Raw genomic sequence first — 13,777 nt, 5'->3', positions numbered from 1 at the left:
TTTTGGAAAATTAATTAACTAGAATAACTTTATTATGTAATACATAATTCATCTAAACCCTTTTTGTATGAATCTTAAACGTTTACTCATGTTTCTCTTTCTGGGGTGGAGCTTGCTGATAAGCCCTCACCTCTATGCACAGAATTCCACCGTGAGTGGGCGTGTTCTCTCCTCAGAGAACAGCCAGCCACTGATCGGTGTAAGTTTGAACGTGAAGGGTACTGACCGCGGCACCCAGACAGATACGGAGGGTGCTTTTACCATTAGAGCGTCTGAGGGGGATGTGCTGGTGGTAAGGTACCTTGGCTTTGAGACCCGCGAAGTTGCTGTGGAGAGTGCTGCAAAGGCATTGGACATTACTTTAAAGCCGGCCACAGCAAAACTGGATGAAGTTGTGGTGGTGGGATACGGCACACAGAGCCGCGAAACGCTGACCAATTCAGTGGCAAAACTGGACCAGGAAGTTCTGGCCAGTACGCCGCGCGCGAACGTGGCCACTGCGTTACAGGGTACTGTTCCCGGGGTGCGGGTAGTCAACAGCACCGGGCAACCCGGGGCTGCGCCATCTATTCTGTTGCGCGGCGGGGCCTCTATCAATAGTCCAGGGGAGCCGCTGGTAATCGTAGATGGCGTGATTCGATCGCTCAACGATGTTCCTGCAGACAACATTGCTTCTGTGGAGATTCTTAAGGATGCTGCTTCGACAGCTATCTACGGTGCAAGAGCTAACAATGGCGTTATCCTGGTTACAACCAAGCAGGGAAAAGCCGGCACGGCGCAGGTATCCTATAAATTTACCGGTGGATATAATAAAAGAAGAGAGGGGTACAATTACCTGGGGGCCAGGGATTATATTTATTATACCAGGCTGGGTTACCTGAACGCGGGCAGAACCCTGGCGCAGGCCAATTCATCCAGAGGCCTCGGTCTGTTGACGAATCCTGCTGATCTGGCTACCTTTGATATCCGCAAGCTGGACACTGAAAATAGAAGCCTGTTATCGCAGGGCTGGGAAGTAATGGCTGACCCGTACAACCCTACTGGTGATTCCATCATCTTCAGGGATCATGGGGGGGAAGTGGAGGATATCGTGTTCCGGGACACCTATACGAAGGAGCATTATGTAAATGTGATGGGTGGCAATGATAGAGGTAAATACTTTGCCAGCTTTGACTATTATGACGAGGATGGCGTTATCGTAGGCTCCGGCTACAAGCGCTATGCGCTCGATGTGAACGGCTCCTACAAAGTGAAGCCGAACGTGGAGGTGGGTACCGGCGTTACGCTTTCAACCTCTTCGCAGGTTGGTACTGTGGGCGGTGAGGTGAATACGCTCTACAGAACCCTGGCTATCTGGCCTACCTTCAACCCGTGGCTAGATGAGGCGAAAACACTGCCTAACCCGGGTAACGGGTCGAGCGACGGTAACCCACTGTATTGGCTCAACAAGCGCGAGGTAGATGACGAGGTGAACCGGATCGTGGCCAACGCATCCGTGAAATGGGATATTTTACCGGGTTTATACTTTAAGGGAACTGGTAACGGCTATTTGTACGAGAACCTGTTTCAGTCTTTTCAGCGGGCTACCCAAACGTATGCCAATATATTTGCCGCTAACCCGACCAGCAACACCAGCAGGACTTCCAACACTAGTTTTGACAGGAGCTTCCAACAGCAGTACAATGGCCTGTTAAACTATACCGCCACATTTGGGGCAAGGCACAATGTGGATGCTATGATTGGCTCCGAGTATTTCGGAACGAAAGCAAACTTTATGCGTGTGCTGGGACAGAATGCGCCAACGGATGACATTCCCACGGCAAATGCTTCTACCACCTTTGCCCCTGGCAGCAATACCAGCTCCATATCAGAGTACCGTATCGTCTCTGCCTTCGGGAGGCTGAGCTATGACTACGACCAGCGCTACCTGTTTACGGCCGTATTCCGCCAGGATGCGGTTTCCAGCTTAGCGGAAGAGAACAGAGTGGGCTTTTTCCCTGGCATGTCGGCTGGGTGGAATGTGCACAAGGAAGCGTTCTTCCAGAACGCCGGGCTGGATAAGTATATCTCTACCTTTAAGCCGCGGGTCAGCTACGGCGTGAATGGCAACGTGGCTGGCCTGGGAAGGTATGAGGTGCAGGGGGTATACGGACTCCAGACAAACTATAATGGCAAGGCGGGCTTCCTGAACACAGCCTTTACGAACCCCGGCCTGCGCTGGGAGAAGAGCAAAACAACAGACGTCGGCCTGGATGTAGGCTTCCTGAACGACAGAATCTCTGTCATTGTCGATTATTTTGACAGAAGAACCAGCGATCTGCTTACCAACCTGGACCTGCCGGGCTATATAGGGTACGGTACTTTCAGGACCAACCTGGGTACCTTCCAGAACAAAGGTTATGAGCTGACGGCCAACGCCGTTGCCCTTAGCTCGCCGGATGGGCTGAACCTGACCTTAGGCGCCAACGCTTCCTTTGTGAAAAATAAGATCCTCAAACTGCCTTTCAATGGTAATGAGAACAACAGACAGGGCGGTTTTCAGATATATGACCCTGCCTCGGGAGAGGTGATATGGGTGGGCGGCCTGCAGGAGGGCGGCACACTGGGCGAGATCTATGGTTTCAAGCAGGTGTCTATCTTTAAAGATGAAGCTGAAGTAGAAAGAGTTGCCAACAACAGATACGACGCCATCGCCAGGATAACCGGACCGGGCCTTCCTGCCGGTGTAGATGGGCGTATCACCCCAGGCGACGTGAACTGGCTGGATGTGGACCAGAACGATACCATTGACACCAGGGACCAGGTGCGCTTGGGTAACACTACCCCAAAATGGACGGGCGGTTTCTCGGCAAATCTGACCTATAAAGGCTTCTCACTGTACAGCCGCTTTGAATTTGCACTGGGGCACACCATTTACAACGATTTAGTAGCCAGAACCTTGGGTAACTACCAGGGAACCTTCAACTATATCGACCTGATAGAAAAAGCTTGGTCACCCACCAACACCGAGACTGACATCCCGAAAGTATACTTTGCCGACCAGGTGCGGGGCTCCAAACAGAACTATACCAGAGCCAATAACGCTGGCTCTGTGCTGAACGGCAATAACTCCCGCTTCTACGAGAAGGGAGACTACTTGGCCCTGCGCGAGCTCACGTTGTCGTATGATGTGCCAAGCGGAATAGTTTCCAAGACAAAGGTGCTGTCTCAGGCTAGGATTTACACTACTTTCGGCAACCTGTTTTACATCACTGAATTCACCGGCCCGACCCCAGAGCCTCCTGTAGATTCAAGCGGTAGGATTACGGGTGTGTATGTGGGTACCTATCCTACGCCGAGATCCGCTGTACTGGGTGTTCAGGTTACGTTTTAAGGCTACTAAATTGCTTAGATCATGAAAAAGAGTATTGTATATTTTATCGCGCTCATCGGGACAGTAACATTGCTGGCAAGCTCCTGCTCCGATAAGCTGGACGTCGCGCCAGTAAGCTCTATCAGTGACGCCAATTACTGGAAAACTCCTGACCAGGTTGATGCCTTTGTTACGGGCGTTCATTCACGTTTTCGGGGGCATAATTCAACCTTCCGGACACTGGGTGAGTTACGAGCAGACATATTCGGGTTGGAGCCTGGCTCCAGCGCCTCATTTACAGGGGAGGCCACCCAAGGGATAGAGCGCCTGTGGCTGCAGGCATTAGATCCCAACAATGCCGGTGTTGCTGGATTCGGAGGATTTTACACCAACATTTCCCAGCTTAATCTCCTCATTAGTAAACTCAACACTATCGATGTGGTGGCGCCAGCCACGAAGGACTACTACCTGGGAATTGCCTATGGGATGCGGGCCTTCTATTACTTTCAGATGTACAGAACCTGGGGCGATGTCGTGATACAGACAGAGCCTATCTCTATGATTGACGTGGCCAACTTAGCCAAGCCTGCCTCCAGCCAGGAAGAGGTGATGAAGCTGATCAAGGCCGATATCGATAGCTCCAATGTCAATTTCGGAGGCGACTACTCCTTCCGGGAAGGCAAGTCTTTCTGGTCGAAATCAGCTACCCAGATGCTGAAGGCCGAGGTATACCTGTGGACGAGTTACAGAGGGGGCGGGGCAGCAGATGCTCTTGTGGCGAAGGACGCCCTAACCGATATTCAGACCAATGTACCTGGGTTAGGCCTACTATCTAACTTTGCGGATGTTTTTTCGATTAACACTAAAGGGAACGCAGAAATCATCTTTGCAAGCCGCTACGGGTTAAATGAGGCAACACAGGCAATAGGCAGCTTTGTGCCACAGACGGGGCTTATCGCAAACTTCTATGACTCCCTGGAAAACAGACAGTTTTCCGTTGCAGTTGATAACTGGGGTGGGCTGTTGCGCGCGCCTGTCGAGGTTTCCACCTTCAGGACATTTGATGACGAGGACAGCAGGAAGTGGGCCACCATCCAGCCAGCCTATGAAAAAGTTGACGGCAACTATGTGATCGCCGGTGCATTTGTAAAGAAGTTCCAGGGAGAGCAGAACGCCGGCACGCGGCAGTACACGAATGATTACCCTATCTACCGCTATGCGGACCTTCTGCTGTTGCTGGCAGAAGCCAAACTGATCTTGGGGGAAGACCCTTCCGCCGAGATAAATGCAGTCCGGCAACGTGCGTTTGGCGCTAACTATGATGCCAATGTGCACGGCTATCCAAACCAGCCGGTAGATGCTAACCCACAGCAGGCCATTTTGCAGGAGCGCTTCTTCGAGTTTATCTTTGAGGGAAAGAGATGGTATGACTTACGAAGAATGGGTGATAGCTTCGTTTATGAGCATACAACCCTCACGCCGGACGAATCCTATAAATTGCTTTGGCCTATCGACAGAGGCTCTTTAACAGATAACAGAGCACTGAAGCAGAACCCGGGCTATCCTGAGTTTTAAATATCCGCTGTAAGGCAAAAGGCAAGGCACCTGAGGTATACTTGCTTTTTGCTTTACGGCTTTTCTACCTAGTTTATACTTACCTGTAGTCAATTTTTTAAACATCACATGAATTTTAAACACTTACAGGGGCTTATTGCGGCCCCTTTCACGCCGATGCGCGCTGATGGCAGCCTGAACCTGGCGCTGATCCCGGCCTACTACAACCTGCTGAAAACAAACGGAAACACGGGCGCCTTTATTTGCGGCTCCACCGGGGAAGGCGTTTCGCTGACGCTGGACGAGAAGAAACGCGTAGCTGAGGCCTGGGCAGAAGCCACCAAAGGCGATGACGAGTTCAAGGTGATTACTCTTGTAGGGGGCACCTGCCTGCAGGATGCCATAGACCTTTCGAAGCACGCGCAAAGTATAGGTTTGTACGCCGTGTCGTTTACGGCTCCTTCTTACTTTAAGCCTGCCAGTGTGCAGCTGCTGGCCGAGTGTTGCAAAGCCGTGGCCGACGCAGTGCCGCAGATGCCGTTTTACTACTACCACATCCCGGTGCTCACGGGCGTAGGCTTCCAAATGATCGATCTGTTGGCGGAAGTGGACGGAAAAGTCCCTAACTTTAAGGGGATCAAGTATACCCACGAGGACTTCATGGATTTCCTGTCTTGCCTGCAATTCGGCGATGGCAAGTATGACATGCTCTGGGGCCGCGACGAAAACCTGCTCTCCGCGCTGGTGCTGGGCGCCAAAGGCGGGGTAGGCAGTACCTACAACTATGCCGCGCCGCTTTATACCCGCCTCATCGACGCCTATAACAAGGGAGAGACGGACGAGGCCCGGAAGCTGCAGCAACAATCTATCGACATGATCCGCCTGCTGGGCAAGTATGGCGGTATCGCCACCGGCAAGGCTTATATGAAGCTAATCGGCCTCGACTGCGGCGAATTCCGCCTACCGGTCCGCAACATGAGCACAGCGCAGTTCAAATCATTTAAAGAAGATGTAGCCGCACTTGGTTTTGAGGAGTATTGCTCCCACACACCCGAAACAAAATACGCTTAACATAGCCTGATGAAAAATATCCTGCCCATACTTCTTTTTCTCTTTGCCTTTAGCGCCGGAAGGGCCGAACAGCAAAAGCCAAACAACATAGCATGGTCTGTTGCCGCCACGCTTCCTGCCGCCCCTGGCCAGCCGGTGCAACCGGGTTTGGCTGGTCCGTTGGGAGGAGTGCACAACAATGCCCTGCTAGTTGGCGGCGGAGCCAACTTTCCGGACGGCTTGCCTTGGGAGGGCGGTAAGAAGAAGTACTGGCAGGATATTTTTGTCTTGTTGCGGGATGAGCAGGGAACGTATAGCTGGCACGACAAGACTTTTCAGCTGCCGCAACCGCTGGCCTACAGCGCTAATGTTACCACTGAAAAGGGCATTGTAAGTATAGGCGGCGAGAACGAGCAGGGCATCCAGAACACAGTGCAACTGCTGCAGTGGAACCCTGCGGCTAAAGAAGTGAGGATAGAAAAACTGCCCTCGCTGCCACTACCGCTCACCAACGCCGCCGCTGCTCTCGTTGATAACCAGGTATACGTGGCAGGCGGCGAAACCACAGGCAAAGCCAGCAATGCTTTCTACCGTTTAAACTTATCTGCTCCAGCCAAAGGCTGGGAAAAACTGCCGGACCTGCCAAAGGCGCTGTCGCATGCAGTGGCGGTGGTGCAGTCCAACGGTGAATACCCGGCCCTGTACCTGATCGGTGGCAGAGCCAGAACCGCATCAGGCGTAAGCGAGCTCTACGGCTCCACCTTTCGCTACGACCCGAAGAAGAACAACTGGAAACAACTTAGCGATATTTCTGATGGCAAGGGCAACGAAACAACGCTTTCTGCCGCCACTGGCGTAGTAACAGGGGCCAACTACATCCTCATATTTGGCGGTGACAAGGGCAATGTGTTCACGCAAATAGAGCAGTACAATGCCGCCATTGCCCAAGCCACTAACGAGACCGAAAAGCAAAATCTGGAGGCAGCCAGGCTAAAGCTGCAAACCCAGCACGAGGGCTTCAGCAAAGACATCTACCTCTACAACACCGTAACCGACGCCTGGACCAAAACCGGCACGCTGCCTTACGCGCCCGTTACAACCTTCGCCACGCGCTGGGGCAACGACATCCTCATTCCTTCCGGCGAGGTCAGGCCAGGTGTGCGTACGCCCGAGATATTAAGAGGCAATCTCACACCGCAGCATTACTTTGCCTGGCTCGACTACGTGGTGGTCGTTTTATACTTGCTGTTGATGGTGGGCATCGGCATGTGGACCTCCCGGCACCAGGATACGACCGACGACTATTTCCGTGGTGGCCAGCGCATACCGGGCTGGGCAGCCGGCCTGAGTATCTACGGTACACAGCTGAGCGCCATCACCTTTATGTCGATCCCGGCCAAGACTTACGCCACCAACTGGAGCTATTTCATACTTCAGATCACCATCATTCTGGTTATCCCGGTCATCACCAACTACTTTATACCTTTCTACCGCAGGCTGCAGATCACCTCGGCTTACGAGTACTTGGAGAAACGCTTCAACTACACAACGCGGGCCATGGCCTCGCTCCTCTACATTATGCTGCAGCTGGGGCGCCTGGCTATCGTGCTCCTGCTGCCCAGCCTGGCCCTGACGCTGGTGACCGGCATCAACGTGAACGTGTGCATTGTATTGATGGGCGCCATCACGATTTTTTATACCATGAAAGGCGGGATTGAGGCCGTAATCTGGACGGACGTGGCGCAGGTAGTTATACTGCTGGGTGGCGCGCTGGTGTGCCTCGTGATGATCCCATTCCAGCTGGAGGCGGATGCAGGGGCTATCTGGCAAACGATTCAGCAAAACGAGAAGCTTAACATCATCGACACCACGTTCAGCTTTAGTTCCCCTACGCTGTGGGTGGTACTGCTGGGAGGCCTGGCCATCAACGTCATTTCCTATGGGGCGGATCAGTCGGTGGTGCAGCGGTACATTACTACAAAAGACCTGGCTACCTCGAAGAAAAGCATGCGCCTGGGCGCCTGGATGGCCTTGCCTTCTGCGGTCATTTTCTTCTCGATCGGCACCATGCTGTACCTGTTCTTCCAGGAGCACCCGGAGAAGGTGAACTACCAGCTGCAAAGCCAGGATTCCATCTTTCCGTGGTACATCGTGACGGAGCTGCCGGCGGGTGTTACCGGGCTGCTGATTGCTGCCGTTTTTGCGGCGGCCATGTCTACGCTGAGCAGCAGCATGAACTCTGTCACCACGGCCCTGATCACTGACTTCTACCGGCGTTTTGCCCCTTTCAAATCAGACAAAAGCTACCTGCGCATCGCCAAATTCCTGACGCTGCTGATCGGGGTGGTGGGCACCTCGCTGGCGCTGGTGATGGCGCAATGGGGCATCTCCTCGCTTTGGGACCAGTTTAACACGATTCTGGGGCTATTTACAGGTGGCTTGGGCGGCTTGTTTGTGCTGGGGATCTTCACTAAAAAAGCGAATGCCAAGGGCGCTGTTGTCGGCCTTCTGCTGAGCGGTGTGGTGCAGTTCTACATCAGCCAGTACACCAGCATCAACTTCTTGCTGTACGCCTTCACCGGGCTGGTGTCCTGTGTCGTATTTGGGTACCTGCTCAGCCTGCTGTTTGGCGGCCAGGAGCGCGAGAACGAAGGCCTCACGGTGTACGACGAGGAGGCATCAGAGCGCAAAAGCGTCAGCGAGGATAAGGCGGAGATGAAAGTATCCTGAAATCAAAGTGTCTAAAGTATAAGTCAGCATTTTTATAGCCCGTCGGAGAATGGGCAAAGCCTAAACGTATAAATGATGAATAAAGCCAAACGTATCCTGTGCCTGCTGTTTGTAGTTCTGTTTTGTGGCGTGAGCTGCTCCAGGGAGATCAGCACGGCAGCCTCCACAGCAAACGGAGCAAGTATAGCCAGCACCGCCCCGGCAATACCGGTGCTGAAGGGGGTGGATATGAACCCGCTTCTTCGCCTAACCCTGTATGTGCCGGCAGGCGCGGAAAGTATCACCTACCAAAGTATAAAAGCCCGCCTTAACGGCACCGCGCTGCAGGATGTGGAGCAGCTGGATGTATACTTTACGGGCAACGAACCGCTGTTTGGAACATCCAACCTCATCAGGTCCATCACGCCCACAGCCGAGGAGTTTGAAGTGCCGTTGGAGATTCAGGCAAAGCCAGGCAAGCACTACATTTGGTTCAGCGCCACGCTGAAGGAGTCGGCCAACCTCGCTAACAAGGTAGCATTGCGCGCCACCCAGCTGACCGATGCTGCCGGTAACGTGTACCCGGTAGCCGAGGACGGCTCTGACTACTCCAAACGCATGGGCGTGGCCCTGCGCAAGGCCGGAGACGATGGCGTGGACACCTACCGCATTCCCGGCATCGCCACCACCGACAAAGGCACCCTGATTGCCGTCTACGACATCCGCTACGACAACTCCCGCGACCTGCCCGGCAACATCGACGTGGGCATGAGCCGCAGCACGGACGGGGGGCAGACATGGGAGCCGATGAAGAACATCATGGACATGGGCGCGCCGCATGAGAACAACGGCATCGGCGACCCATCCGTGTTATTTGACCCGGCCACCGGTAAAATCTGGGTAGCAGCACTGTGGAGCAAGGGCAACCGTTCCATCGCTGGCTCCGGACCGGGCCTGACGCCCGACGAAACGGGGCAGTTCGTGCTGGTGAGCAGCTCCGACGACGGCAAGACCTGGTCGGAGCCTTACAGCATCACCGAGCAGATCAAGAACCCGGACTGGCGCATCTACTTCAACGGCCCCGGCAATGGCATCGTGATGCAGAACGGTACGTTGGTTTTCCCCTCGCAGTACTGGGACGAGAACGGCATGCCGCACTCCAGCATCATCTACAGCCAGGACAACGGCCAGACCTGGAAGAGCGGCATCGGGGCAAAGGCCAACACCACCGAGAGCCAGGTAGTGGAGACCACGCCCGGAACCCTGATGCTGAACATGCGCGACAACCGCGGCCGCTTCCGCTCCGTGGCCACCACCACCGACCTGGGCCAGACCTGGGTAGAGCATCATACTTCTTACAGCGCCTTGCCCGACCCGGTGTGCATGGGCAGCTTTATCAAAGCCAGCGTGCGCACGAACAGCGGGCCGCAGGAAGTACTGTTCTTCAGCAATCCCGCCACCCCCTCCGGCCGCTACAATATCACGCTTAAAGCCAGCACCGACCTGGGCGAGACCTGGCCGTCAGGCAACGAGCTACTGATAGATGAGCGCGGCACCTATGGCTATTCCGCCCTCACCAAAATAGACGATAACACGCTGGGGCTGCTCTACGAAGGTGTGAAGCATCTATACTTTGTGCGGATACCAGTGCAGGAGGTAATTCAATAAACAGGGGTGAAATGCCCCAAGGTATACAGGGCGGGTACCTCTAATGTAATTTTATCATGACTCGTTATTTACTGCTTTTTATCTCCTTTATACTTGCTGTGCCTGGCTTCTCGCAACAGGCGGCGGGCCGATTGAAGGTGGCTTGTATCGGCAACTCCGTTACTTATGGGTATCTGCTTGAGGACAGGGAACACAAGGCTTACCCGGCGCAGCTCCAGCAACTGCTTGGGGCAAAGTATGAGGTGGGGAACTTTGGGCTCAGCGGGGCCACGCTGCTCCGCAAGGGGCACCGGCCCTACACGCAAACGCAGCAGTACAAAGATGCCCTTGCCTACAGGCCCGATATTGCCATTATCCACCTGGGCCTAAACGACACCGATCCGCGCAACTGGCCGAACTACGCCGATGAGTTTGCCGCGGATTACTATCACCTGATCGATACACTGCGTGCCATCAATCCGCAGGTGCGCATTCTTATTTCGCGGCTCACGCCCATTTTTTCAGGGCATCCGCGCTTTACCTCCGGCACCCGCGAGTGGTTCTGGCAGATTCAGGCGCTTATACCCCTGATAGCTGAAAGCAGGAAGGTGGAGCTGATTGACCTGCACGCGCCGCTGTACAGGCGACCAGACCTGTTCCCCGATGAACTGCACCCGACCGCAGAGGGAGCGGGAATTATAGCAGCCACAGTAGCCGGGCATCTGACGGGCAAGTATGGCGGATTGCAGCTTTCTTCTGTTTTCTCAGACCACATGGTGCTGCAGCAGAAAATGCCGATCCCGGTGCAGGGCATCGCCGATGCCGGGCAGGAAGTAAAGGTGAGTTTCAACGGAGAGGAGGTTAGGGCCACGGCTGGTTCCGACGGTAAATGGAAAGCCATACTTCCGCCTCAGAGGGCAGGAGGGCCGTTTCATCTCCAGGTTTCTACTGCAGACACAAGTATAAGTATAAACGATGTGCTGGTGGGGGAGGTATGGCTGTGCTCGGGCCAATCGAACATGGCTTTCCCGTTGCGCCAGGCGGTGCACACGGCCGGGGAGATGCGGCAGGCGCAACAGGCGCCCGCTATCCGTTTGCTGCAGCTGAAGCCGCTGGCCGAAACCTATGACGTAGCCTGGGACTCAGAGACGCTGCAGAAGGTAAACCGCCTCGAATACTTCTCCGGCACCTGGCAGCGCAGCGACTCGGCGGCGGCGAAGGATTTCTCGGCCGTGGCCTACTACTTCGGCAAACAGCTGCAGGAGCAGCTTGGGGTGCCCGTGGGGCTGATCGAGGTAGCTGTCGGCGGCTCCGGCACCGAGTCATGGATAAGCCGCTATACCTTAGAGCATCATCCGCAGCTGGTACACATGCTCCATAGCTGGCGCAGCTCTGATTTCCTGATGCCCTGGGTGCGTGAACGGGCAGGAAAAAACCTGGAGAAAGCTACCCTCACCAAGCAGCGCCACCCCTACCAGCCCTCCTATAACTACGAGAGCGGCATTGCTCCGCTAACGGCCTTCCCTATAAAAGGGGTGATCTGGTACCAGGGTGAGAGCAACGCCCATAATACGGAGCTGCATGAGACACTCTTTAAAACGCTGGTGCAGGACTGGCGCGGGCAGTGGGGTTATGATTTCCCTTTTTACTACGCACAACTTTCCAGCATTAACCGCCCTAGCTGGCCATACTTCCGTGACAGCCAGCGCAGACTGCTCCGGCAAGTGGAAAATACGGGTATGGCCGTGACAAGCGACCTAGGCGACCCGCAGGACGTGCACCCGAGACAAAAGCGGCAGGTGGGGGAGCGGCTGGCGGCCTGGGCCCTGGCTAAAACCTATGGCAAGCGCGTGCCCTACAGCGGCCCCTTGTTTGAAGACGTTCGGCTTTCGGGCAACCAGGCTGTTTGTACTTTTGAGCACGGCAAAGGACTGCACACCAGCGACGGCCAGGAGCTACGCGGGTTTGAGATAGCGGGTAGCGACCTGATTTTCAGGGAGGCTAAAGCCGAGATCCGGGGCAGTAAAGTATGGGTGCGGTCGGATCAGGTGCCGGTGCCGAAGTATGTGCGCTACGGCTGGCAGCCCTATACCACCGCTAACCTCGTGAACAAAGCCGGCCTGCCAGCCTCAACCTTCTCTAGTTTCTCCATTCCATCTGAATAAGCTATTTTTGCTATGACCTCAACATTGAACGACTACAAAGACTTCTATAAGAAGCAGCTCTTGGAGGACACCCTGCCCTTCTGGTTCCCACGCTCTCTGGACGCAGAACATGGTGGCTACCTCTTTATGCGCGACGCCGACGGCAGCCTACTCGACACGGACAAAGCCGTCTGGATACAAGGCCGCGCCGCCTGGCTGCTGGCAACGCTCTACAACACGGTGGAGCAGCGGCCAGAGTGGCTGGAAGGGGCGAAAAAGGGCATCGACTTTTTGCGACAGCACTGCTTCGACACGGACGGGCGCATGTTTTTCCACGTGACACGCGAGGGCAAGCCCATCCGCAAGCGGCGTTATTTCTTCTCGGAGACGTTTGCCGTCATCGCCTTCGCTGCCTACGCCAAAGCCAGCGGCGACGAGGAAGTTGCCGAAGAAGCCAGAAGGCTATTCGGCAAGTGCCTGGAGTATGCCACCACGCCCGGCCTGCTCGAGCCAAAATTCACCGACACACGTCCGGCGAAAGGCATTGTAGTGCCCATGATCATGATGAGCACGGCCCAGCAACTGCGCGACAATATTGGCGACGCGCGTTGCGATGAGTGGATTACCAAGTGGATAGCTGAAATAGAAAAGGATTTTGTAAAAGACGATATCCGTTGCGTGATGGAGCAGGTAACGCCGGAAGGGGAGATCATCGACCACATCGACGGCAGAACTATCAATCCTGGCCACGCCATCGAAGGCGCCTGGTTTATACTTCATGAGGCAAGATACCGCAACAACGACCCGCACCTGATTGACCTTGGCTGCCGCATGCTCGATTATATGTGGGAGCGGGGCTGGGACAAAGAGCACGGCGGCATTTTATACTTCCGCGACGTGTATGGCAAACCGGTGCAGGAGTACTGGCACGACATGAAGTTCTGGTGGCCGCAAAACGAGACCATCATCGCCACGCTGCTAGCCTATCTGCTGACGGGCAACCAGAAATACGCCGACTGGCACAAGCAAATCCACGACTACGCCTATGGTCATTTTCATGACAAAGAGCATGGTGAATGGTTCGGCTACCTCCACCGCGACGGCAGCCTATCCTCCAGCACCAAAGGTAACCTTTTCAAGGGCCCTTTCCATTTGCCGCGGCAGGAGTGGTACTGCTGGCAGGCCCTGGAAGCGCTGCGTTAGTTATTCGTTACAGGTTATTAGTTGTTTGATTTCCCAAACTTTCTAACTTTCTAACTATAGAACCGCAAGGTATTACGGCTCTTAAACACTCTAACTCTTAAACTCTTTAACTCTTAAA

The 13,777-nt window shown here is 54.6% G+C and carries 7 protein-coding genes; all 7 read left to right on the top strand.

Annotated elements, in window-relative coordinates; translation table 11 throughout:
- Window positions 1-67 precede the first annotated feature (67 nt).
- The 7 genes from OH144_RS11725 to OH144_RS11695 all read left to right on the top strand — a co-directional run bounded on the left by OH144_RS11725 (window position 68) and on the right by OH144_RS11695 (window position 13,659).
- Window positions 68-3,373 (top strand): SusC/RagA family TonB-linked outer membrane protein, encoded by a 3,306-nt coding sequence (locus OH144_RS11725; RefSeq protein WP_266202430.1) that lies wholly within the window; start codon window positions 68-70, stop codon window positions 3,371-3,373.
- A 21-nt stretch (window positions 3,374-3,394) separates the two neighbouring features.
- Window positions 3,395-4,927, top strand: a complete 1,533-nt coding sequence (gene nanU, locus OH144_RS11720) for a SusD family outer membrane lipoprotein NanU (protein ID WP_266202429.1) — start codon at window positions 3,395-3,397, stop codon at window positions 4,925-4,927.
- Window positions 4,928-5,035: 108 nt separating this feature from the next.
- Window positions 5,036-5,977 (top strand): dihydrodipicolinate synthase family protein, encoded by a 942-nt coding sequence (locus OH144_RS11715; RefSeq protein ID WP_266202428.1) that lies wholly within the window; start codon window positions 5,036-5,038, stop codon window positions 5,975-5,977.
- Between the two features lie 9 nt (window positions 5,978-5,986).
- Window positions 5,987-8,686: a sodium:solute symporter family transporter gene (locus tag OH144_RS11710; RefSeq protein ID WP_266202427.1), complete on the top strand. Its 2,700-nt coding sequence runs from the start codon at window positions 5,987-5,989 to the stop codon at window positions 8,684-8,686.
- Between the two features lie 72 nt (window positions 8,687-8,758).
- Window positions 8,759-10,333: a sialidase family protein gene (locus OH144_RS11705; RefSeq protein ID WP_266202426.1), complete on the top strand. Its 1,575-nt coding sequence runs from the start codon at window positions 8,759-8,761 to the stop codon at window positions 10,331-10,333.
- A gap of 56 nt (window positions 10,334-10,389) precedes the next feature.
- Entirely contained in the window at window positions 10,390-12,477 is a 2,088-nt protein-coding gene (locus OH144_RS11700) for a GDSL-type esterase/lipase family protein (protein WP_266202425.1), read from the top strand.
- Between the two features lie 12 nt (window positions 12,478-12,489).
- Complete coding sequence (locus OH144_RS11695; protein WP_266202424.1) at window positions 12,490-13,659, top strand: AGE family epimerase/isomerase; 1,170 nt, start codon at window positions 12,490-12,492, stop codon at window positions 13,657-13,659.
- Window positions 13,660-13,777 lie beyond the last annotated feature (118 nt).

Origin of the sequence: Pontibacter kalidii (assembly GCF_026278245.1) — a bacterium.
Lineage (GTDB): Bacteria > Bacteroidota > Bacteroidia > Cytophagales > Hymenobacteraceae > Pontibacter > Pontibacter kalidii.
The sequence above is the reverse complement of the archived record's forward strand: the minus strand, read 5'-3'. Positions and strand labels throughout refer to the sequence as shown.

Bases quoted from the DNA above. Each gene is read 5' to 3' on its own strand.
- OH144_RS11700 (WP_266202425.1), top strand. From the start codon at position 10,390: ATGACTCGTTATTTACTGCTTTTTATCTCCTTTATACTTGCTGTGCCT.
- OH144_RS11695 (WP_266202424.1), top strand. From the start codon at position 12,490: ATGACCTCAACATTGAACGACTACAAAGACTTCTATAAGAAGCAGCTC.
- OH144_RS11710 (WP_266202427.1), top strand. From the start codon at position 5,987: ATGAAAAATATCCTGCCCATACTTCTTTTTCTCTTTGCCTTTAGCGCC.
- OH144_RS11705 (WP_266202426.1), top strand. From the start codon at position 8,759: ATGATGAATAAAGCCAAACGTATCCTGTGCCTGCTGTTTGTAGTTCTG.
- OH144_RS11715 (WP_266202428.1), top strand. From the start codon at position 5,036: ATGAATTTTAAACACTTACAGGGGCTTATTGCGGCCCCTTTCACGCCG.
- nanU (WP_266202429.1), top strand. From the start codon at position 3,395: ATGAAAAAGAGTATTGTATATTTTATCGCGCTCATCGGGACAGTAACA.
- OH144_RS11725 (WP_266202430.1), top strand. From the start codon at position 68: ATGAATCTTAAACGTTTACTCATGTTTCTCTTTCTGGGGTGGAGCTTG.